This window comes from Variovorax ureilyticus, assembly GCF_050632185.1.
In the GTDB taxonomy this organism is placed as follows: domain Bacteria; phylum Pseudomonadota; class Gammaproteobacteria; order Burkholderiales; family Burkholderiaceae_C; genus Variovorax; species Variovorax ureilyticus_A.
Genome location: NZ_CP192579.1, coordinates 3,263,424 through 3,285,238 on the forward strand (window position 1 = coordinate 3,263,424; position 21,815 = coordinate 3,285,238).

Here is a 21,815-nt window from a genome sequence, read left to right on the forward strand (position 1 = left end):
GCAAGGCGCACGATGACGGATTTCGTTTCGGTGATCGACCAGCACGCGCGCGTGCAGGCCGACAAGGAATGCCTGCGCGCCGCCGGCCACTCATACAGCTACGCGGAGTTTGCCGAACTCTCGCGCCGCGCCGCCGCCGCGCTGCGCGCGCAGGGCGTCGGCGCGGGCGACAAGGTCGCGCTGCTTTGCTTCAACACCCCCGGCTTCGTGGTCGCGATGTTCGGCGCATGGCGGCTCGGCGCGACCGTGGTGCCGATCAACCACAAGCTGCAGGCACCGGAGATCGACTACATCCTCGCCCATTCGGGGAGCAGGCTCTGCGTGGTGGACGGCGCGCTCGCCCCGGTCGCGCAGCGCATCAGGCATTCGCTGACGTGGATCGCCACCGATAGCGCAGCCGAAGGCATGCCGCTGCTCGAAGCGCTGGTGGAACGGGCCGAGCCCATGGCCGACTCGCCGGCGCCCTCCTCCGACGCGCTCGCCCAGATCCTCTACACCTCCGGCACCACCGGAAAACCCAAGGGCTGCCTGCACACCCACGGCAACGTCTTCTTTGCCGCGATCTGCGCCGCCGCGGGCACCGGTCTCACGCGCAACGAGCGCACCCTGATCGCGATGCCGATCTGGCATTCGTCACCGCTCAACAACTGGCTGCTCGGCACGCTCCTGATGGGCGGCAGCGCCGTGCTGCTGCGCGAATATGCGCCCAAGGCCTTTCTGGACGCGCTCGCCGATGAGCGCATCAGCTTCACCTTCGGCGCACCCATCGCCTTCCTTGCGCCGCTCGCGGTGGTGCCTGACGTCAAGTCCTACGACTTCGGCGCGATGCGCATGTGGGCCTACGGCGGTGGGCCGCTCGGCGCCGACATGGCGCGCAAGCTGGCGGACAGCTACGGCAGCGACCGCTTCGTGCAGGTCTACGGCATGACCGAGTCCGGGCCGCTCGGCACCGTGCTCTATCCCGAGGAAGCCATCGCCAAGGCGGGCTCGATCGGCCGCTCGGGCGTGCCGGGCGTGGCGATCGAAGTCCGTCGCGCAGATGGCCAGCGCTGCTTCGCCGGCGAAGTCGGCGAAATCCACCTGCGCACGCCCGCGATGATGAAGGGCTATCTCGACAATCCCGAAGCCACGGCGGCAGCCTTCGATCCCCAGGGCTGGTATCGCACCGGCGACCGGCGCGCGTCGACGAAGACGGCTTCCTGTTCATCGTCGACCGGCTGCGCGACATGATCATCACGGGCGGGGAGAACGTGTACTCCAAGGAGGTCGAGGACGTGCTCGCCGCCCACCCCGACGTGCAGGACGTGGCGGTCATCGGCCGGCCCCACGCCGAGTGGGGCGAAACCGTGACAGCCGTCCTCGTTGCGAAGCCCGGCCGCACGCTCGACGAGGAGGCGCTGCGCGAGTTCCTGGTACCGAAGCTGGCCCGTTACAAGATCCCGCGCGGCTATGAATTCATCGATTCGCTGCCGCGCACGGCCACCGGCAAGCTGCTCAAGCACCTCATCAGGGCGTAGCCCGACCGGCCCGCCGTCGATGCGAATTTCCTGGTGGGTCGCGACCGGGGCTCTGGCATAGTGCCGTGATGGCCCTGGCCGATCTCCCCCGATCCTGGCTCACCTTCAGCGCCCCGGTGATGGCGGCGCAGGCCGCGGGCCGGCCGCTGGTGGCGCTCGAATCGACCATCGTCGCGCACGGCATGCCCTATCCGGACAACGTCCGAACCGCACGCGAGGTGGAGGCGGTGATCCGCAGCCTCGGCGCGGAGCCCGCGACGGTCGCGGTCATGCGGGGGCGAATCCGCATCGGGCTCTCCGATGAAGAACTCGAATTTCTCGGCCGTTCGGGCCAGGCGCAGAAAGTGAGCCGGCGCGACCTGCCGGCGGTTCTCACGAACGGCGGCATCGGCGCCACCACAGTGGCAGGGACGATGATCTGCGCCGCGCTCGCGGGCATCGAGGTCTTCGTCACCGGCGGCATCGGCGGCGTGCACCGTGGTGCACAGGAAAGCTTCGACATCTCGGCGGACCTGCAGGAGTTGGCGAGGACCTCGGTCGCGGTGGTGTGCGCGGGCGCGAAGTCCATCCTCGACATCGGCCTCACGCTCGAATACCTGGAAACGCACGGCGTGCCGGTGCTCAGTTGCGAGCAGGACAACTTCGCCGCGTTCTACACACGCGACAGCGGCTTTCGCGCCGACTATCGGCTGGACGACCCGACCGAACAGGCCCGTTTCATCCGCACCAAATGGGACCTGGGCCTCACGGGCGGCGTCGTGCTCAGCACGCCCGTGCCGGAGTCGGCGGAAATGTCGCTCGGGGAGATCGATGCGCTGACCCGGCAGGCGCTCGCCGAGGCCGGCACCCAAGGCATCACCGGCAAGGCGGTCACGCCCTTCCTGCTGGCGCGCATCAAGGCGCTGTCAGGCGACCGCAGCCCGGCCACGAACATCGCGCTGGTGAAGCACAACGCGGCGGTCGGCGCACGGCTGGCACTGGCGCTCGCGCATACGCGGCGTGGCGCCAGGGGCTGACCGGGGCCCCCGCGCCCCGGCCGCGGCGCGCAGCGCTCAGGCGTTCACGGCTGCCAGATCGGCGTTCAGCGTCGCGCTCGGGCGCATCACGGCCTCGATCTTCTTCGCGTCCGGCAGGTAATAGCCGCCGATGTCCGCCGGCTTGCCCTGCACGGCAGCCAGTTCGCCGACGATCTTCTGCTCGTCCTTGGCCAGCGCTTCGGCCAGCGGGGCGAAACGGGACGCCAGTTCCTTGTCCTCGGTCTGCGCGGCGAGTTCTTCCGCCCAGTACTTGGCCAGGTAGAACTGGCTGCCGCGGTTGTCGAGCTCGCCGGTGCGCGGCGACGGGGACTTGTTGTTGTCCAGCAGCTTGCCGGTGGCCGCGTCGAGCGTCTTGGCGAGCAGCTTGGCCTTGCCATTGTTGGTCTTGATGCCAAGGTCTTCCAACGACACCGCGAGCGCGAGGAACTCGCCCAGCGAATCCCAGCGCAGGTGGTTCTCCTCGACCAGTTGCTGGACATGCTTGGGCGCCGAGCCGCCGGCGCCGGTCTCGTACATGCCGCCGCCAGCCATCAGCGGAACGATCGAGAGCATCTTCGCGCTGGTGCCGAGTTCCATGATCGGGAACAGGTCGGTCAGGTAGTCGCGCAGGATGTTGCCGGTGACCGAGATGGTGTCCAGGCCACGCACCACGCGCTCCAGCGTGTAACGCATCGCGCGCACCGGCTCATGATCTGGATGTCCAGCCCCGTGGTGTCGTGCTCATGCAGGTACATCTTGACCTTGGTGATGAGCTGTGCCTCGTGGGGACGGTAGGCATCGAGCCAGAACACCGCCGGCATGCCGGAGTTGCGCGCGCGCGTGACGGCCAGCTTGACCCAGTCGCGGATGGCGGCGTCCTTGACCTGGCACATGCGCCAGATGTCGCCCTGCTCCACGTTCTGGCTCATCAACACTTCGCCGGTCGCGAGGTCGGTGATGTTGGCCACGCCGTCTTCGGGGATCTCGAAGGTCTTGTCGTGCGAGCCGTATTCCTCGGCCTGCTGCGCCATCAGGCCGACGTTGGGCACCGTGCCCATGGTCTTCGGGTCGAAGGCGCCGTGCCACTTGCAGAAGTTGATCATCTCCTGGTAGATGCGGGCGAAGGTGCTCTCGGGCATCACGGCCTTGACGTCCTTCAGGCGGCCGTCGGCGCCCCACATCTTGCCGCCGTTGCGGATCATGGCGGGCATCGACGCATCGACGATCACGTCGTTGGGCGAGTGGAAGTTGGTGATGCCCTTGGCCGAATCGACCATCGCCAGCTCGGGGCGATGCTCGTGGCAGGCGTGCAGGTCGCGCTTGATTTCCTCCTGCTTGCTCTCGGGCAGCGTGGCGATCTTGTTGTAGAGATCGACCATGCCGTTGTTGACGTTGACGCCCAGTTCATCGAACAGCTTGCCGTGCTTGGCGAAGGCATCCCGGTAGAAGATCTTGACGCAATGACCGAACACGATCGGGTGCGAGACCTTCATCATGGTGGCCTTGACGTGCAGCGAGAACATCACGCCGGTCTTGTGGGCGTCCTCGATCTGCTGCTCGTAGAAGTCCAGCAGCGCCTTCTTGCTCATGAACATGCTGTCGATGACCTCGCGGTCCAGCAGCGCGACCTTCGGCTTGAGCACGATGGTCTTGCCGCTCTTGGTGACCAACTCCATCTTGACGTCACGCGCGCGGTCCAGCGTCATCGACTTCTCGCCGTGATAGAAGTCGCCGTGGTGCATGTGCGAAACGTGGCTGCGCGAGGCCTGGCTCCACTCGGCCATGCTGTGCGGGTGCTTGCGCGCGTATTCCTTCACCGCCCTGGGCGCACGGCGGTCGGAATTGCCCTCGCGCAGCACCGGGTTCACGGCGCTGCCGATGCATTTGTTGTAGCGCGCGCGGATGTCCTTTTCTTCGGCCGTCTGCGGGTTCTCGGGGAAATCGGGAATCTTGTAGCCCTTGTCCTGCAGTTCCTTGATGCAGACCTTGAGCTGGCCCACCGAGGCGCTGATGTTGGGCAGCTTGATGATGTTCGCCTCGGGCTTGAAGGTCAGACGGCCCAGTTCGGCGAGGGTGTCCGGCACCTTCTGCGCATCGGTCAGGCACTCCGGGAAAGCCCCCAGGACCCGCGCCGCCACGGAAATGTCGCTCGTCGCGATATTCACGCCGGCCGGCGCCGCGAACGTTCGGATGATCGGCAGGAAAGCGGCGGTCGCCAGATAGGGCGCTTCGTCGGTGAGCGTGTAGATGATGGAAGGTTGAGTCGTGCTCATGCGCTTACTTTCGTGATACTGGAATGTCCGAACCGAGGGGGTAGCCGGTTCGCCCAACTCGCGATTGTCGCCGAACCCCTCTTTCGGAATGGCGAACCGCCGCAATCCCCTCCGTGGCATTCTTCCGGGGTCATCGAGCAGCAATTTCTGGAGCATTTCGCATGGTTGAAGGAAAAGTCGTGGTCGTCACCGGTGCGGGCGGCGGAATCGGCCGTGACATCGCGCTCGCCATGGCGAGCCACGGTGCACGGGTGGTGGTCAACGACATCGGCGCCGCCGTCGATGGCGAAGGCCGCAACGCCGGCCCGGCCCAGCAGGTGGTGGACGAGATCCGCGCCCTGGGCGGCGAGGCGGTGCCCAGCACCGACAGCGTGGCCGAGGCCGCGAGCGCGGCAAGGATCGTGCAGTGCGCGGTCGAGCACTTCGGCCGCATCGACGTGGTGGTCAACAACGCCGGCATCCTGCGCGACCGCTTCTTCCACAAGATGTCAGAGGGCGAATGGGACGCGGTCATCAAGGTTCACCTGTACGGCGCCTACTTCGTGAGCCGCGCCGCCGCGACCTTCTTCAAGGAGCAGAACTCGGGCGCGATGGTCCACATGACGTCGACCTCCGGGCTGATCGGCAACTTCGGTCAGGCCAACTACTCGGCCGCCAAGCTGGGCATCGTGGCGCTATCCAAATCCATCGCGCTGGACATGCAGAAGTTCAACGTACGCTCCAACTGCATCGCACCCTTCGCCTGGAGCCGGATGATCGGCGCCATACCGACCGACACCGAGGAGCAGAAGGCCCGCGTCGCCAGAATCCAGCAGATGACGCCGGCCAAGATCGCGCCGCTGGCGGTCTATCTCGCGAGCGACGCGGCGAAGGAGGTCAACGGCCAGATCTTCTCGGTGCGCAACAACGAGATTTCGCTGATCAGCCAGCCGCGGCCGGTGCGCACGATCCACCGATCCGAAGGCTGGACGCCGCGGACGATCGCCGAGCATGCGATGCCGGCAATGCGGGCGAGCTTCTTTCCGCTGGATCGCTCGGCGGACGTGTTTAGCTGGGACCCTGTATAGACTCGTCCCCAGGCTCGCGCACTTCGTGTCGCTCTCCACCCCCTGCCGGGGGCAACACCAGCGGCCCGGCAGAGCCGGTTCCGCAGTGTTCCCCGCCTCGCTTCGCGGGACAATGGACGCTTTCATTCCGACGCGCGTGACCGCGCCCTCGTCGCTTGAACCTGCATTTCGACCTCTTTGACCTGAAGCTGTTCGCCTATGTGGCGGACGCGCGCAGCCTCACGCGGGGCGCCGACAGGGCCTGCATCTCGCTCGCGGCGGCGTCGACCCGCATCAAGCAGATGGAAGAAGCGATCGGCGGCAAGTTGCTGCATCGCAATGCGCAGGGCGTGAGCCTGACGGCCGCCGGCGAGGCGCTGCTCTACCACGCCAAGCGCGTCATGCAGCAGATGGAGCACCTGCGCATCGACATGCAGGATTTCGGCAAGGGCATCAAGGGGCATGTGCGGGTGTTCGCCAACACCACCTCGATCACCGAGTACCTGCCCGAAAAGCTTGCGGGCTTTCTCACGCAGCATCCCGCGGTGCAGGTGGATCTGCGCGAGCACCTCAGCGAGGAGATCGTGCGATCGGTCGCCGACGGCAGCGCGGACCTCGGCATCCTCGCAGGCGACGTGCACACCGGCGACTTCGACGCCCGGCCGTTCGGGCGCAACCAGCTCGTGCTGGTGGCGCCGGATACCCACCACCTCGCGGGCGCCCGCGCGGTGTCCTTCGTCGACACGCTCGAAGAACAGCACGTCGGCCTGCACCACGGCAGCGCGATCCACCGCTTCCTGCTGCTGAAGGCCGAACTCGCCGGCCGCGGCTACCACCCGCGCATCCAGGTCGGCAGCTTCGAGGCCATCTGCCTGATGATCGAGGCCGGCGTGGGCGTCGGCGTGCTGCCCGCTTCCTCCGCCCGGCGCCATGCGCGGTCGATGCGGATCACCATCGTCCCGCTGGCCGATGCCTGGGCCGAGCGCGAGCTGAAGATCGTCGCGCGCAGTCGCGGGCAACTGCCCGCATCGGCGCGCGAGCTGTTCGACTACCTCGCGCAGCAGCCGCGCCAGGCGTAGGCGGCGCGCGATGTCGGCCGATCTCCGATCGCTGCGCCTGTTCGTCGCCGTGGCGGAACACGGCAGCATCAGCGAAGGCGCCAAACGCTGCCACATCGCACTGGCAGCAGCCAGCAAGCGGATTTCCGATCTGGAAGCGCGGGCGCGGTTGCCGCTGCTGGTGCGTCATGCGCGCGGCGTCGCGCTGACTTCGGCCGGCCACGGATTCCTGCTGCACGCGCGCGCCGTGCTGTCGGCCATGGACCGGCTCAACGCGGAGCTCGACGATTTCCAGCACGGCGTGAGCGGCGTGGTCAGCATCACGGCCAATGCCTCGGCCATCGCGCAGTTCCTGCCGGACCAGATCGGCTCCTTCCTCAAGCTGCATCCGGTGCTCAAGATCGACCTGCAGGAGCGCGCGAGCACCGACATCGTCAAGGCCGTGAGCGCCGGCCTGGCCGACATCGGGGTGATCGAAGGCCACACGCCGGCACAGGGACTGGAATGCCTGCCGTACCGCAGCGACGAGCTCGCGGTGGTGGTCGGGTGTGACCATCCGCTGGCGCGGCGCAAGCGCATCGGCACCCTGGAACTCCTGCGCCATGACCATATCGTGGTACGCGAAGGCACCGCGCTGCATCGGGTGCTGCTCGCCGCTGCGCAGGAAGCGCAGGCGCCGCTCAAGGTACGCATGCAGGTCGGCAGTTTCGACATGGTGTGCCGCATGGTCGAACAGGGCGTGGGCATCGGCGTGCTCCCGTTCGCGGCGATCCTGCCGCAGCTGCAGGTGCTGCGCCTGCGCTGCCTCCGGCTGGATGCGCCCTGGGCCTCGCGGCGCCACCTGCTGTGCGTGCGGCGCGAGCAGGATCTGACGGCAGCCGCGCGGTCGGTGCTGGAGCATCTGCTGAGGCCGGACAATGCTTGACCTCGCGCGAGCCTTCGCGTCCGGCGAAGGCTCGCGATGACCACAAACGAATTGTTCTCCCTGGGCGGCGCGTCAAGAATCGACGGGCCGAAGAATAGAAGGAGGCATTCTTGAAAATCATCCGCGTCAGCGCCACGCCGCTGAACGTCCCGGTCACCATCGATGTGCTGGGCCTCGACAAGCAGACCTCGCTCTCGCTTTGCCTGACCGAGATCGAAACCGACACCGGCCTGGTCGGCCACGGCATGACCGCCATCACCGAAGAGGAAATCATCGCTGCCGCCGTGCGCGAAGTGGCGGCGCCGGCGCTGCTCGGCGAGGACCCGATGGCCACCGAGCGGCTCTGGGACAAGCTCTACTGGCTGATGTCGCCGCGCGGCCAGACCGGCTACGCGAGCCACGCCATCGCGGCGCTCGATGTCGCCTTGTGGGACCTCAAGGCCAAGGCGCTGGGCCAGCCGCTGTGGCGCCTGCTCGGCGGCGCGCGGGCGCGGGTGCCGGTCTATGCCACCTTCGGCTTCGGCTTCTTCGAGCGCGACCAGCTCGCCGAGGCCGCGAAGCTGTGGGTGTCGCAGGGATTCCAGCGGCTCAAGATGACGGTCGGCGGCCATGCGTTGGCGCGTCGCGACGAACCCCGGCCGATCGACGAGGTGATCGACGAGGACGTTCGGCGCGTCGCCGCGGTTCGCGAGGCGATCGGCCCCGACGCGAAGCTCTATGTGGATGCCAACTGCGGTCTCGACCTGTTCCATGCGAGCGAGCTCGCGCGGCGCATCGAGCCCTACGGCATCAGCTTCTTCGAAGAGCCGCTGACACAGAACGACGTGCGCCAGATGGCGGAGTTGCGCCGTCGCACGCGGATTCCGCTCGCCTGCGGCCAGAACGAAGGCCTGGCGTTCCGCTTCCGCGACCTGCTGGTCCACCAGGCCGTCGACGTGCTGCAGCCCAACGTGACCATCTCCGGGGGCTTTTCGCAGTGCCTGAAGATCGCCGGCATGGCGCAGGCCTTCAATGTGCCGATCGACAACGGCGGCGCATGGCCCTTTCACAACATGCACCTGCATGCGGGCGTCGCCAATGGCGGGCTGGTCGAATACCACTACGTGGCGGTGCAGATGCTGCGCCAGATCTTCGACGGCCTGCCGGTGCCCGAGCAAGGCTGGCTCACGCTGCCCGAAACGCCCGGCCTGGGCTTTGCACCGAACCCGGATCGCGTGCGCGAACTGGCGAAGCTGCCCACATCCCACGGCAAGGGCAAAGCCTGAGATGACGCTCACCCCCAGCCTCGCCCACTTCGTGTGGCTCGGGCACCCCTTGCAGGGGGCAACCCCGGCGGACCGGCGGAGCCGGCTCCGCGGGGTTTCTGGCCTCGGCGGTGCCGGGTTCAGGGGGTGCGGGTGGCACGCAGCGCCATATAGAACCGAAATCACGGAGACACGATGGAGACAACACCTTTTCTCACGATGAAGCAGCCGCGCCGGCGGGCGATCTGCGCCACGGCCCTCGCGCTCGCGCTCGGCGCGGCCGGCGCACTCGCAGCGCCGGCCGCCTGGGCCCAGAAATACCCCGAAAGACCCATCCGCCTCGTGGTCGGCTATTCGGCGGGCGGCGGCGTGGACGCCGCCGCCCGCCTGCTGGGCGCCCGCCTGACGACGGCATTGGGCCAGCAGGTGGTGATCGAAAACCGCACTGGCGCGACCGGCCTGATCGCGGCCGACATGGTCGCCAAGGCCGCGCCCGACGGCTACACGCTGATGCTGGGCGACAGCGCCCTGCTGACCGCCAAGCTGCTGCAGCCGAAGATCGCGATCGATCCGCTGACCAGCTTCAAGCCGGTGGCGGGCGCCTTCGTCTCGCCGCTGATGATCGTCACCGGCAACGACTTCCCGGCGCGCACGCCGAAGGACTTCATTGCCGAGCTCAAGTCCCACCCGGGCCGCTATTCGTTCGCGACCTCTGGCGTCGGCACGGTGCAGCATCTGGGCTTCGAGGTGCTCAAGCAGCGCACCGGCAGCTTCGTGCTGCACGTGCCCTACCGCGGCGCCGCCCAGATCGTGCCGGACGTGGTCGGCGGCCGGTGCCGATCGGCGTCGTCAGCGCCACGGCCGGCATGGCGCAGGCCAAGGCCGGCAAGCTGCGCGCGGTGGCGCTGATGAACACGGCCAGGCTCGAAGGCGCGGAAAACGTCGCGCCGCTGTCCGATGCGCTGCCGGGCTTCGACGTCGCGCCGCGCATCTTCGTGCTCGCGCCCGCGGGCACGCCCGACGAGATCGTCGAGCGGCTCTCGACCGCGGTGAAGAACGTGCTCGACACGCCCGAGGCCGCCAGCGCCGCGGCCGCGCAGGGCATGCTGCGCGCCTACGCCGGTCCGGCGCAACTGCGCAGCGCCCTGACCGAGGAGACCGCTCGCTGGAAAGGCATCATCGCGGACCAGCACATCGTGGCGGAGGGCAACTGACATGACGCAGCCTCATCTGGGCCTGATCGTGCCGCCGGCTGCCGGTGCCGTGCCGGTGGACGGCCCGCTCCTCTACGGCGACCGCATCCGATTCAGCGCGCGCGGCCTGGGCCTTGGCGAGATCTCCACGCGCGGCTATGTCGAAGTCATCGACGCGGTGATCGGCAAGGCGCGCGAACTGGCCGCCGAGGGGGTCCAGGCCGTCTCGCTCATGGGCACCTCGCTGAGCTTCTTCCGCGGCGCCGCATTCAACCGCGAGCTGCAGGCCGAGCTGACACGGGCCACCGGCCTGCCCAGCAGCACGATGAGCGATGCCATCGTGAACGGCCTTCGCAGCCTCGGCGTGAAGCGGGTGGCGGTCGCGACCGCCTACATCGAGGAGGTCAACCTGCTGCTGCGCCGCTATCTCGACGACAGCGGCTTCCAGCCGTTGGCCATCCAGGGCCTTTCGATCTCCGACGTGCAGGCGGTCGCCGCCGTGCCCACCGAGGTGCTGGTGGACCTTTGCAGGACGGTCTTCAAGGCGAGCCCGGGCGCGGACGGCATCCTGATCTCGTGCGGCGGACTGGTCACGCTCGACGCGGTGCGGCAGGTCGAAGCCGAACTCGGTACACCCGTGGTGTCGAGCTCACCCGCCGGATTCTGGGATCTGGTGCGCTGCGCCGGACTGGACCCGCGCGCACCCGGGCACGGGCGGCTCTTCGCGCAGGATTTCAGCGCCCTTCAGCCCCACGCAACAGCGCCTGCGCCTTGAGCACCACCGGCCGGTCGACCATCTTGCCGTCGACCGCGACCGGTGCACCGCCGCTTGCGGCATCGGCCTCGATCACGCGCCGCGCCCAGTCGATCTGCGCCGGCGTCGGCGAGAAGCCCCGGTTCACCATCGCGACCTGCTTCGGGTGGATGCACAGCTTCGCGCCGAAGCCAAGCCGCCTCGCCTGCAACGCATCCGCCTCGATGCGCCCCGCGTCGTCGATCGTGGTGCTCACGCCATCCACCGGCGGCTGGATGCCGGCCACGCGCGAGGCAAGCACCATGCGCGAGCGGAAATACAGCAGTTCCAGCCCTTCGCCTTCGATGTCCAGATCGGCCTGGAAATCGATGGTGCCGAACACCAGTCGCTGAACGCCGGGCGCGGCAGCGATCTCCTTGAGCCGCGCCATGCCGCGCGCGGTCTCGACCAGCGGCAGCAGCGCGACCGCCGGCAGCCTTGCCGCGACGGCGCGCAGCACCGCCGGGTCTTCGGACTTGGGCAGCATCAGCGCATCGACGCCCGCGCTGGCGCACACGGCGAGGTCATCCGCATGCCAGGGCGTCTCCGCACCGTTCACGCGGATCGCGATCTGCGGACTCGCGCTGCCTTTGCTGCGGACGGCCAGCCACTGCACGACCTGCGCGCGGGCTTCGTCCTTGCGGTCGAGCGGCACCGCGTCTTCCAGATCGAGCACGATCGCATCGGCGCCGCTCTGGCAGGCCTTGTCGAAACGCGCGCCCTGGTGGCCGGGGACGAACAGCAGGCTGCGGACGGTCGAGGCCATGCCGTCACCCGAGCAGGCGGCCGATGCGCGCCTCGCCCGTGAGGTTCCAGATCCTGGTGCACGCGGCCTTCGCCTCGTCCGCCGTCGCGCTCTCGCCGTACTGCGCGAGGCGCTGCATCTTGTCCTCGATCTCCGCGCGGCTCAGCGTGTTGCCCGGGTCGCCCTTGGGTTCGTCGACGCGACCCGAGAAAGTGCGCCCGTCGGTGGTGGTCACGCTGACCTTGCCGATCCAGCGTGCCGGGTAGGCAGCGTCGACTTCGCGGTCGAGTTCCATCATGACCTTGTCGCGGAAGGCGGCGACCTCGGGCGCGAGGAAGTCGCGATCGAACTCGGTCAGCGCCGCCCGGCCGTGCACTGCGATGAGGCCGAGCACCGTGCCCATCGAGAACTTGGCCTCGGTGAACGGTGGACGGCACCACCACGCGCCCGAGCACGTCGATCGCGCCCTGATGCACACGCGTGACCACGCGCGCGATGTCGCCCGCCCTCAGCTTGTTCTGCTGCATGACCTGCAACAGCGCATCGGCGGCCGGGTGCGTGTGGCGGCACGATGCGTGGAACTTGAACGAGGTCTCGGCCAGCGTCCAGCGCGTGCCCAACCCATCGGTGAGCCTGGCCGGATCGGCATCGGTCGACATGCCCACGCCGAGGCCCTGCGCGCCTTCGAGCACGCGCGCGGCGCCGGTGAAGCCGTCCTTCGCGAGATAGGCCGACATCAGCCCCGCCGCAGCGGCATGCGCGCAGTGCAGCTGCTTGGAATCCGCCGCGTCGCGCAGGAACTCCCACACGCCCGCGGACTGCGTACCGGCGGAGCCGAAGGCATGCAGCATCTGCGCGGGCGTGAGATCGAGCAGGCGCCCCACGGCCGCAGCTGCCGCCAGCGTGCCCGCGGTGGCCGTGGTGTGAAAGGTGCGGTAGTGCGAACGCCCGAGAAACTCGCCGACGCGAATACCGACCTCGTAGCCCGCGACCACCGCTGTCAGCAGCTGCTTGCCGCTTGCGCCAACGGCCTGCGCCACCGCCAGCGCGGGGGCGAACACCACCGCCGCCGGATGGAACACCGAGCCGTTGTGCACGTCGTCCTGCTCGACATAGTGCGAAGCCGCTGCATTGACGAGCGCGGCGAACACCGGCGACGTGGTGCGGCGCGAGATCAGTACTTCGCTCGGCCCTTCCCCCGGCCCCATCGTCTCGGCGAAGCGCTGGATGCTCTGCACCGGCCGCGCCGAGCGCGCGGCGAGCACCGAACCCAGCCAGTCGAGCATCAGGTCTTCGGCGCGGCGCACGACCGCATCGGGAATGCGCTCGAACGAGAGTTCGGCGGCGAAGGTGGCCAGCGTCTGGCTGGGGTGGGCACTCATGTCACGCCCTCGGCGCGCAGCGCGGCAATGGCGTCCTTGTCGTAGCCGCACTCGGCCAGGATCGAATCGGTGTGCTGTCCCAGCGTCGGCACCGCATCCATGCGCGCATTCCACTCGCGCGGCATGCCGGGCGGCTGCAGCGCGGGAATCGGTCCCGCACCCGTGCCCACCTCGGTCCAGCGCTCGCGCGCCTTGAGCTGCGGGTGGTTCCACACGTCGTGCATCGTGTTGACCTGCGCGGTCGCGATCTGTGCGTCGCCCAGCCGCTTCATGATCTCCGCCGCAGTGAAGGGCGCGAAGGCCTGCACGATGATCTCGCGCAGCGCGTCGCGCGAATCGGTGCGCCTGGTGTTCGATGCAAAGCGCTCATCGTTCGCCAGCCCCGGCTGCTCCAGCACCTTGGTGCAGAACACCTGCCATTCGCGTTCGTTCTGCAGCCCGAGCATCACCAGCTTGCCGTCACCCGCCGGGAACGGCCCGTAGGGATAGATCGTCGCGTGCGCCGCCCCGCGCGCGGCGGCGGGTCCGCACCGTCGAAGGCGTAGTACAGCGGGAAGCTCATCCACTCGACCATGCTCTCCAGCATCGAGACATCGATGCGGCAGCCCTTGCCCGTCTTGCCGCGCTGCAGTAGCGCCGCGAGGATGTTGGTGTAGGCGTACATGCCCGCGGAGATGTCCGCGATCGAGCAGCCGGCCTTCGCCATCTCCTGCGGCGTGCCGGTGACCGAGAGAAAGCCCGATTCGCTCTGGATCAGCAGGTCGTACGCCTTGCTGTCGCGGTACGGCCCGGGCTTGCCCGCGTCGTCGCCATAGCCCGAGATGTCGCACACGATCAGCCCCGGATGCTTCGGCGACAGCGCCTCGAACGACAGCCCAAGCCGCGCCGCCGCGCCCGGCGCGAGGTTCTGCACCAGCACGTCGGCCTCGGCCACGAGGCGCGCAAGGATCTCCTGCCCCTTCGGATGCTTCACATCGAGCGTGAGGCTTTCCTTGGAGCGGTTGGTCCAGACGAAGTGCGATGCGAGCCCGTGCACGCGCTGGTCGTACGCTCGCGCGAAGTCGCCGCTGCCGGGTCGCTCGACCTTGATGACCCGCGCGCCAAGATCGGCGAGCTGCCGCGTGCAGAACGGCGCCGCGATCGCGTGTTCGAGCGTGAGAACGGTGATGCCTTCGAGCGGGCGCATCAGAAGCTCCTGGGCAGACCGAGGATGTGCTCGGCCACGTAGCTGAGGATCAGGTTGGTCGAGATCGGCGCCACCTGATAGAGCCGCGTCTCGCGAAACTTGCGCTCCACGTCGTATTCGCACGCAAAGCCGAAGCCGCCGTGGAACTGCAGGCAGGCATTGGCCGCTTCCCACGAGGCCTTGGCCGCGAGGTACTTCGCCATGTTGGCCTGCGCGCCACAGGGCTCGTGCGCGTCGAAGAGGCGGCAGGCTTCGTAGCGCATCAGGTTGGCGGCCTCGACTTCGATGAAGGCTTCGGCGATCGGGAACTGCACGCCCTGGTTCTGCCCGATCGGCCGGCCGAACACCACGCGCTCCTTGGTGTAAGCCGTCACCTTGTCGATGAACCAGTAGCCGTCGCCGATGCACTCGGCTGCAATCAGCGTGCGCTCGGCGTTGAGGCCGTCGAGGATGTACTTGAAGCCCTGTCCTTCCTCGCCGATCAGGTTCTCTGCCGGAATCTCCAGGTTCTCGAAGAACAGCTCGTTCGTCTCGTGGTTGACCATGTTGAGGATCGGCCGCACCGTGAGCCCGTTGCCGATCGCCTCGCGCAGGTCGACGATGAAGATCGACATGCCCTCGGACTTCTTCCTGACCTCCGCGAGCGGCGTGGTGCGCGCGAGCAGGATCATCAGATCCGAATGCTGAATGCGCGATATCCACACCTTCTGCCCGTTGATGACATAGCGGTCGCCCTTCTTCACCGCGGTGGTCTTGATCCTGGTGGTGTCGGTGCCAGTGCTGGGCTCGGTCACGCCCATCGATTGCAGGCGCAGATCGCCGGTCGCGATCCTGGGGAGGTATTTCTTCTTCTGCTCGTCCGAGCCGTGCCGCAGCAGCGTGCCCATGTTGTACATCTGTCCGTGACAGGCCCCGGAGTTGCCTCCGGCGCGGTTGATCTCTTCCATGATCACCGAGGCCTCGGTCAGCCCGAGGCCCGAGCCGCCGTACGCCTGCGGGATCAGCGCGGCCATCCAGCCGGCCTGGGTGAGCGCATCGACGAACTCGGCCGGGTAGGCGCGCTGCTCGTCGATCTTGCGGAAGTACTCGCTGGGAAACTGCGCGCACAGGTCGCGCACCGCGTCGCGGATGTCCTGGAAGCGTTGGGTGGATGGGCTCATGGTGGTCGTGAATGAATCGTTGTCGGCTCAGGCGAAGCGTGCGGTGGCCTGCATCAGCAGTGCACCTTGTGCGTCCTCGGCCCACAGCACGACGGTGCCGTCGGGCTGCACCGCATGGCCACGCACGCGAAGCGGCTTGCCGCAGGTCAGCGGTCGCACCGCCTTGAAGGTGTAGGCCCGCACCGCGCGGCCCGGGTTGTTCTGCTGCGCGGCTTCGAGCAGCAGCGTGGCGATGAGCGGCCCATGCACGATGAGGTCCTCATAGCCCTCCACCTGCGTGACGTAGGGAAAGTCGTAGTGGATGCGGTGGCTGTTGAAGGTCAGCGCCGAATAGCGGAACAGGAGCGGCGCATCGGGCAGATGCTCCACCGTCCACGCGGCGTCGGCCGGGGGTGTCTGCGGCGGCGCGGATTCGCCCGGCCTGGGCGCCTCGCGGTACACGATGTCGTGGAACTCGCGCAGCAGCAGTGCGCCGCCCGCATGCACCTCGTGCTGCACCTTGACGAAGACCAGCGCGCCGCCCTTGCCCTGCTTGAGGTTCACATCGACCACGCGCGATGTCCGGGTGCTCGGCGTGGCGAGCTTCAGCGGCGCGAAGAACTCGAACTGGCTGCCCGCCCACATGCGGCGCGGCAGCGGCACCGGCGGCAGGAAGCCGCCGCGCGCCGGATGCCCGTCGGGCCCCAGCCCGTTCTGCGGCGCGGTCGGCAGGAAATAGCACCAGTGCCACAGCGGCGGCAGCGCGCGGCCGGGCTGCCACGCCTGCCCGTCGTTGCGCACCGTGGCGGCCATGGCACTGGCGGTCCAGGGCGAGAGCAGGTCCTCGTGCGTCTCCGTGCGGCCGATCCAGCTGCGCAGGTGGTCGAGGTCCAGGGCTTCGGTCATCGTGTGCGTCCTTGATTGATTCATCAGTCCTTGCGCGGCCGGGGCTCAATGCCCGTCGGGTGTGCCGTCACCGAGGCCAGTGTGCAGCGATTTCTTGATTTTGGTCATGGGTGGCAAATCTATCCATCCTGCAGCGTTGCGGGTCTGTGATTGCCAAACCCTCCCTTCAGGAGAAGCGAATGCCGCTTTGCGGGCCCGTCTGGCACGCTCCTGCCCCGGCTTCAGACGCGCCGCCCCCGGGCCGCTGCCGGCCATCGCAGGCCTGAGCGCCCCGCCACGAAGGCGTTCTTCAATATTCTAATAATCGCTAGAATGAGCGGATGAAAGAATTGAAGACCCGGCTTTACGAACAGGTCGCTCGCATCGGCAAGGCCATCTCGAGCCCAAAGCGGCTGGAGCTCGTGGAGTTGCTGTGCCAGGGGGAAAAGACCGTCGAAACCCTTGCTGCCCAGGCGGACATCAGCGTCAAGCTGGCCAGCGCGCACCTGAAGGAGCTCCGGCTTGCGCGCCTCGTTGACGCCCGCAAGGAAGGCAAGTACGTCTTCTATCGCCTGGCCGACACGAGCGTGGCCGACCTTTGGGTCACATTGAGGTCCGAAGCCGAGGAGCGGCTGGTCGAGTTGCAGATGGCGCTGGCGTCGATCACCGACCACGCAGACGAACTGCAAGGGGTCGACCGCGGCGACATCCTGCACCGCGCTGCCGCCGGCGAGGTGGTCGTGCTGGACGTCCGCCCGCAAGAGGAGTTCGCATCCGCCCACCTGCCGCATGCACGCTCGCTGCCGGTGGATGAACTCAAGAAACGACTCGCCGAGCTCCCGAAGAATGTGCCCGTGGTCGCCTATTGCCGCGGCCCGTTCTGCCTGATGGCCAAGGACGCGGTCGAACTGCTGCGAAAGAAGGGTTACCAGGCCTTCCACCTGACCGACGGGGTGGCCGAGTGGCGCGCTCGTGGCTTGCCGGTCGTCGAGTGACACCCCTGAGCTCACCATGCACTTCGGCATCCGCGCCAACCTGAGCCAGTTCTTGCAGCAACTGCTGCAAGTGCTGCTCGTGGGCATGACCATCGGGATGATGCGCACCGTCGTTCCCGCACTGGCGGAGACCGAGTTCGGCGTGCCGCGCAATTCGTTCATGCTGCTGGTCGCCTTCGTCGTCGCCTTCGGCTTTGTCAAAGGCGCCATGAACTTCGTCGCGGGTCGCATCGCCGAGCAGATGGGGCGCAGACGCGTGTTGCTGCTCGGATGGCTTTCCGCGGTGCCCATTCCGGCACTCATCTACTTCGCGACGAGCTGGTCGTGGGTGGTGTTCGCCACGGTCCTGTTGGGCATCAATCAGGGGCTGACCTGGTCGATGACGCAGACGGCGAAGCTTGATTTCACGCGGGCGGACCAGCGCGGACTGGTCATCGGCCTGAACGAGTTCTCCGGCTACCTCGGCGTGGCCCTTGCCGGCGTCACGACCGGCTACCCGGCCTCCGTCCTGGGCCCACGCCAAGGGTTGTTCTGGTTCGGGGCCGCGGTCATCGGGCTGGCGACCCTGCTGGCCTGGCTTGCCGTCGTGGAGACGCTTCCCTGGGCCCAGGATGAGGTCAAGCGCCATGCGCATCCCGAAACGCTGGCGTTAAGGCCCCGCTATCCGACGCGCGTGAGTCCTCGACCTTCGACCAGGGAGATGTTCGCCCTCATGAGTTGGCGCGACCCGCGCATGGCAGCCCTTTGCCGGGCAGGACTTGTCGAGAAGTTCGTCGATGCGCTCGTGTGGGCCATCTGGCCCGTCTACCTGCATCAGCGCGGGGTGAGCCTCCCTCAGATCGGCTGGATTGTGGGCGTGTATGGCTTTACCTGGGGAGCCGCACAGTTCTTCACGGGCCAGCTATCTGACCGGTGGGGTCGCCACCTGCTCAACGCGTGGGGCATGTGGATATGTGGCGCAGGCGTCGCGCTGATGCCGCTCGGCGAAGGCGCCGCATGGTGGACCGCCTCGGCTGCCATCTCCGGCCTGGGCATGGCAATGCTCTACCCGAACCTGAGCGCCGCTGTGGCCGACATCGCGCATCCGAACTGGCGCGCATCGGCCATCGGCATTTACCGCTTCTGGCGAGACACCGGCTATGGCATCGGCGCATTGGGACTCGGCGCGGCGGCAGCCCTGGGCGGTCGACTCGAGAGCGCGTTCTGGTTCGTGGCCGGCGCCATGGCGCTTTCCGGTCTGGCGCTCTATCGCTGGGGCGAGGAAACGCATCCTCGACTCAACCCCGCGCAGTGATCTGCGCCCGAGCTTCGATCGCCCAGGTCATGCCTCGACGACCGCCTCGATCCTTCCCGACCGAATCGCCTTGAGGAATTCCCGATAGTCCCTGCGGTTCTGCTCGCCGTATTCAGTCGCGAACTCGCCCACGGCGTCCTCGAAAGTCTGCCCCGATCCCATGTATCCGGCGACCGCCACCGGGTCACCCGAACGCGCATGTGCGCGGGCGAGCGCGTGGGCGCACATGCGCCCGTACTGACGCAGCAGTCCCGCGTCCCAGTCTTCGATGATGGCCGACATCTTCATGTCGCGAAGCTGCCGGATGTAGAAATGCCGTCCGTTCATTCCCTTGGTCCACCCCAGAAACACGTCGCTCGCGGACTGCATCAGGTGCTGGCCCGAGATGACGCGCTGGCCGTGGTTCGGATGCCGACTCTTGCCGGCATACGGCTCGAGCACGGAGGCCTTCGCTTCCTTCACCTGCAGGAACAGCGGGTCCCGGTCCCCGGCGAGAAAGAGGCACACGGCACACATGGTTCCCACGCTCCCCACCCCGACCACCTTGACGGCGAGGTCGACGAACCGGAACCGGTCGAACAGTGTCCGGACATGCTCCGGCAGGCTCTCCCGGTACAGCGCGATGGCTTCGGTGTATCCGGATTCGAGGCCAGGGGCCTCCCGGGAATCCGGGTGGTAGATCAATGGCGGGTCGTCCTTGATCCTCGGAAGCGTTCCCTGCTCGGACACCAGTTTCGGATACAGATGATCGGCCACCGTCTTGCGCTCTTCCGCTTCGATCCTCTCCGCCAGGCGCCTGCGCGCGTCGGCCACGATCTCCGGATCTCCCGCCCTGTCCGCATACTTGCGCAGGTCGATCTTGTCGTACCAGATGTCCAGCGCCGGCATCCCCGCGTAGTCGATCATCCGCTCGCGATATTCCCGAACGACATCTCTTGCGACTCGCCCCGCGTCACTATTGGGCAACCTCAGGTGTTGGGCCGCGATGACCACGCTGGCTGCAAGTCGCTTCAGGTCCCACTCGAACGGCGCCGGCAAGGTCTCGTCCAGATCATTGACATCGAAGATCACGTTGCGCTCAGGCGTGGCAAAGCCGCCGAAGTTCATGAGATGTGCGTCGCCGCACGCCTGCACCCGCAAGCCGCTGACCGGCGTCGTGGCGAGGTCGGCAGCCATGAGCGCGGCTGCGCCTCGATAGAACGCGAAGGGGGACGCCGCCATTCGGCCGAAGCGGATCGGAATCAGCGCCGGAACGCGCCCCTCGTTCGACTCGACGAGGATCTCGATCGGATCGCGGCGGTCCTTCGGCTCGGACCACCCTCCGTGCGAGGTTCGAGATATCTTGTCGCGCAGTCTGCGTCCCTCGGCCGCGCGCTCATCGGCGCTCACGTACGGGGGGCACCCTGCGGCTGTGCCGCGTCGCGCCTGGAATTGTCGGACTTGTTCTTCATGGCGACTCCTTCTTCGCACCGGCCTCAAACTTTGCCACTGCGTCTTCCAACCGCGCGAACATCCGCTCGCGACCCAATGCATCGCTCAACGGCGAGCGTCGTATCAACTGCATGACGCCCGGCGTCAGGCCGACGAGCCAGACTTCCCTGCCGCTTGTCCGGGCCTTCTTTTCCGCGGCCGTCAGCATCTTCAGCGCCGTGTACTCGAGATCGAACACAGCGCGCAGGTCGAGCACGACCACACGTGGATCGGCCTGCGAGACCAGATGCGAGATCTTCTGGCCCAGGCGCTCGGCATTGGCGAAGAAGATGCGACCTTCGGGGCGCAGGATCAGCAGTCCATCGATCTTCTGGTCATCGGGGTGCCCGGGGAGGTCGGCCTGAACAGCCTGGTTCCGGGCTTGCGCGCGAGAACGTGCAACGCCGGATCGGAAACCTGATGCGCAAGCGACAGCAGCGAGATGGCGATGGCGATCACGATGCCCTGCAAGGTACCGAGCAGAACGACACCCAGGACCGCAGCCAGTGCCCACACGAACTCGGTTCGCCGGATCGAGAGGATCGCCCGAAACTCGACCGGATCGATCAGGCCGACGGAGTACACGATGACCACGGCGGCCAACGTTGCATGGGGCATCATGGCAATGAATGGAGCCAGCACCAGCATCGTGCAAAGCGTGCCCCCCGCGGTCACCAGTTCGGCAACCTGCGTGCGTGCGCCGACGAGGCGATTGACCGCTGTCTGCGATGTGCCACCGCCACCCGGCATGGCGCCCAGCAGCGCGCCACCCACATTCGCGAGACCTGTGGCGAGCAGCTCCCGGTTGGCCGCAGGCATCGGCTCATCGTCGCGCACAAAGGCCCGGCCGGCCGCGACCGTCTCCGTGAAGCTCATGAGCGCGATCCCCACGGCGGCGGGCCAGAGCTCGAGGATCATCGATCGGTCAGGCAGCGTCAGGGCCGGCAGACCCGTCGGCACCTTGCCGACCAGCCCCACGCCGTGCGAAGACAAATCGAGGAGCGCCACGCAGGCGATCCCGGCGGCCACCGCAATAAGGGGAGCGGGCGCCTTCGGCCACAGATGTTCGATCGCCACGAGCATGGCCATGGTGGCCACGCCGACTGCCAGTGTCGTGACCGAGAGATGGGGCAGACCCGCCAGGATCTCGTACACGTTGTGGCCGAAGTTGCCTTTCTCGAAGTGGATACCCAGCAATTTGGGCAGTTGATCCACCACGACCACGATGGCGATGCCGGCCTTGAACCCCGTGAGCACCGGGTCGGAAATGAAATTGGCGACGAAGCCGAGCCGCAGGAGCGACGCCAGCATCAGCGTGACGCCCACGAGCGCGGTCAAGGTTGCAGTGGCGGTCGTCAAGGCAGCGAGGTTGCCGTCGGGCACGACCTTGCCCAGGGCGGCTGCGGTCAGGATGGCAAGCGTCGCCGTCGTGCTGACGCTGAGCGGTCGCGAGGTGCCGAGGAAGGCATAGATGACCATGGGCAGGAAGGCCGTATAGAGGCCGACCTGGATCGGCAGTCCCGCGACGGTGGCATAGGCCAGTGCCTTCGGAATGACAACGGCCGCAACGGTCAGGCCGGCCACGACATCCGCCTTGGCCCACTCCATGCTGTAGTGACGCACGCGCCCCTGCGCGATGGACTGCGCGCGATCG

12 protein-coding genes and 6 pseudogenes are annotated in these 21,815 nt (G+C 67.4%); 10 read left to right on the forward strand and 8 right to left on the reverse strand.

Going from position 1 to position 21,815, the window contains the following annotated elements:
- Nucleotides 1-12: 12 nt before the first annotated feature.
- Both ACQ858_RS16090 and ACQ858_RS16095 read left to right on the forward strand, forming a co-directional pair.
- A pseudogene (locus ACQ858_RS16090) lies at nucleotides 13-1,517 on the forward strand (class I adenylate-forming enzyme family protein).
- A 68-nt stretch (nucleotides 1,518-1,585) separates the two neighbouring features.
- Nucleotides 1,586-2,533, forward strand: coding sequence for a pseudouridine-5'-phosphate glycosidase (locus tag ACQ858_RS16095; protein ID WP_431273678.1), 948 nt, complete (start codon nucleotides 1,586-1,588; stop codon nucleotides 2,531-2,533).
- A 36-nt stretch (nucleotides 2,534-2,569) separates the two neighbouring features.
- Here ACQ858_RS16095 and ACQ858_RS16100 read toward each other — a convergent pair.
- A pseudogene (locus ACQ858_RS16100) lies at nucleotides 2,570-4,806 on the reverse strand (NADP-dependent isocitrate dehydrogenase).
- Nucleotides 4,807-4,967: 161 nt separating this feature from the next.
- Here ACQ858_RS16100 and ACQ858_RS16105 point away from each other — a divergent pair.
- The 6 genes and pseudogenes from ACQ858_RS16105 (at nucleotide 4,968) to ACQ858_RS16130 (ending at nucleotide 11,047) form a co-directional block, all read left to right on the forward strand.
- Nucleotides 4,968-5,873, forward strand: a complete 906-nt coding sequence (locus ACQ858_RS16105) for an SDR family NAD(P)-dependent oxidoreductase (RefSeq protein ID WP_431273679.1) — start codon at nucleotides 4,968-4,970, stop codon at nucleotides 5,871-5,873.
- A gap of 155 nt (nucleotides 5,874-6,028) precedes the next feature.
- The gene (locus tag ACQ858_RS16110) at nucleotides 6,029-6,931 is read left to right on the forward strand and encodes a LysR family transcriptional regulator (RefSeq protein WP_431273680.1); all 903 of its coding nucleotides are present in this window, start codon (nucleotides 6,029-6,031) and stop codon (nucleotides 6,929-6,931) included.
- A gap of 10 nt (nucleotides 6,932-6,941) precedes the next feature.
- Nucleotides 6,942-7,835 (forward strand): LysR substrate-binding domain-containing protein, encoded by an 894-nt coding sequence (locus ACQ858_RS16115; RefSeq protein WP_431273681.1) that lies wholly within the window; start codon nucleotides 6,942-6,944, stop codon nucleotides 7,833-7,835.
- Nucleotides 7,836-7,945: 110 nt separating this feature from the next.
- A complete protein-coding gene (locus ACQ858_RS16120; RefSeq protein ID WP_431273682.1) occupies nucleotides 7,946-9,100 on the forward strand; it encodes a mandelate racemase/muconate lactonizing enzyme family protein in 1,155 nt (384 codons plus the stop codon).
- Between the two features lie 198 nt (nucleotides 9,101-9,298).
- Nucleotides 9,299-10,293, forward strand: a pseudogene (locus tag ACQ858_RS16125) (Bug family tripartite tricarboxylate transporter substrate binding protein).
- A 1-nt stretch (nucleotide 10,294) separates the two neighbouring features.
- Nucleotides 10,295-11,047, forward strand: coding sequence for an arylmalonate decarboxylase (locus tag ACQ858_RS16130; RefSeq protein ID WP_431273683.1), 753 nt, complete (start codon nucleotides 10,295-10,297; stop codon nucleotides 11,045-11,047).
- Here ACQ858_RS16130 and ACQ858_RS16135 read toward each other — a convergent pair.
- The 5 genes and pseudogenes from ACQ858_RS16135 to ACQ858_RS16155 all read right to left on the reverse strand — a co-directional run bounded on the left by ACQ858_RS16135 (nucleotide 11,007) and on the right by ACQ858_RS16155 (nucleotide 16,423).
- Entirely contained in the window at nucleotides 11,007-11,831 is an 825-nt protein-coding gene (locus tag ACQ858_RS16135; RefSeq protein ID WP_431273684.1) for an HpcH/HpaI aldolase/citrate lyase family protein, read from the reverse strand. The two genes, ACQ858_RS16130 and ACQ858_RS16135, sit on opposite strands and share 41 nt — an antisense overlap.
- Before the next feature lie 4 nt (nucleotides 11,832-11,835).
- Nucleotides 11,836-13,192: pseudogene (locus ACQ858_RS16140) on the reverse strand (MmgE/PrpD family protein).
- Nucleotides 13,189-14,378: pseudogene (locus ACQ858_RS16145) on the reverse strand (CaiB/BaiF CoA transferase family protein). Before ACQ858_RS16145 ends, ACQ858_RS16140 begins: the two co-directional pseudogenes overlap by 4 nt.
- A complete protein-coding gene (locus ACQ858_RS16150; protein WP_431273685.1) occupies nucleotides 14,378-15,538 on the reverse strand; it encodes an acyl-CoA dehydrogenase family protein in 1,161 nt (386 codons plus the stop codon). The pseudogene ACQ858_RS16145 and the gene ACQ858_RS16150 overlap by 1 nt, the downstream one beginning before the upstream one ends.
- A 27-nt stretch (nucleotides 15,539-15,565) precedes the next feature.
- Nucleotides 15,566-16,423 carry an FAS1-like dehydratase domain-containing protein gene (locus tag ACQ858_RS16155; protein ID WP_431273686.1) on the reverse strand — a complete coding sequence of 286 codons (858 nt, stop codon included), beginning with the start codon at nucleotides 16,421-16,423 and terminating at the stop codon, nucleotides 15,566-15,568.
- A gap of 320 nt (nucleotides 16,424-16,743) precedes the next feature.
- On the opposite strand from ACQ858_RS16155, the gene ACQ858_RS16160 reads away from it, so the two are divergent.
- Together ACQ858_RS16160 and ACQ858_RS16165 are read left to right on the forward strand one after the other, a co-directional pair.
- Complete coding sequence (locus ACQ858_RS16160; RefSeq protein ID WP_431273687.1) at nucleotides 16,744-17,397, forward strand: ArsR/SmtB family transcription factor; 654 nt, start codon at nucleotides 16,744-16,746, stop codon at nucleotides 17,395-17,397.
- Between the two features lie 16 nt (nucleotides 17,398-17,413).
- The gene (locus ACQ858_RS16165) at nucleotides 17,414-18,691 is read left to right on the forward strand and encodes an MFS transporter (protein WP_431273688.1); all 1,278 of its coding nucleotides are present in this window, start codon (nucleotides 17,414-17,416) and stop codon (nucleotides 18,689-18,691) included.
- Between the two features lie 27 nt (nucleotides 18,692-18,718).
- On the opposite strand, the gene ACQ858_RS16170 is transcribed toward ACQ858_RS16165, so the two are convergent.
- On the reverse strand, nucleotides 18,719-20,080 hold the full coding sequence (locus ACQ858_RS16170) for a DUF2252 domain-containing protein (protein ID WP_431273689.1): 1,362 nt from the start codon (nucleotides 20,078-20,080) through the stop codon (nucleotides 18,719-18,721).
- 58 nt (nucleotides 20,081-20,138) lie between these two features.
- Nucleotides 20,139-21,769 (reverse strand): annotated as a pseudogene (locus ACQ858_RS16175) (SulP family inorganic anion transporter).
- Nucleotides 21,770-21,815: the final 46 nt, after the last annotated feature.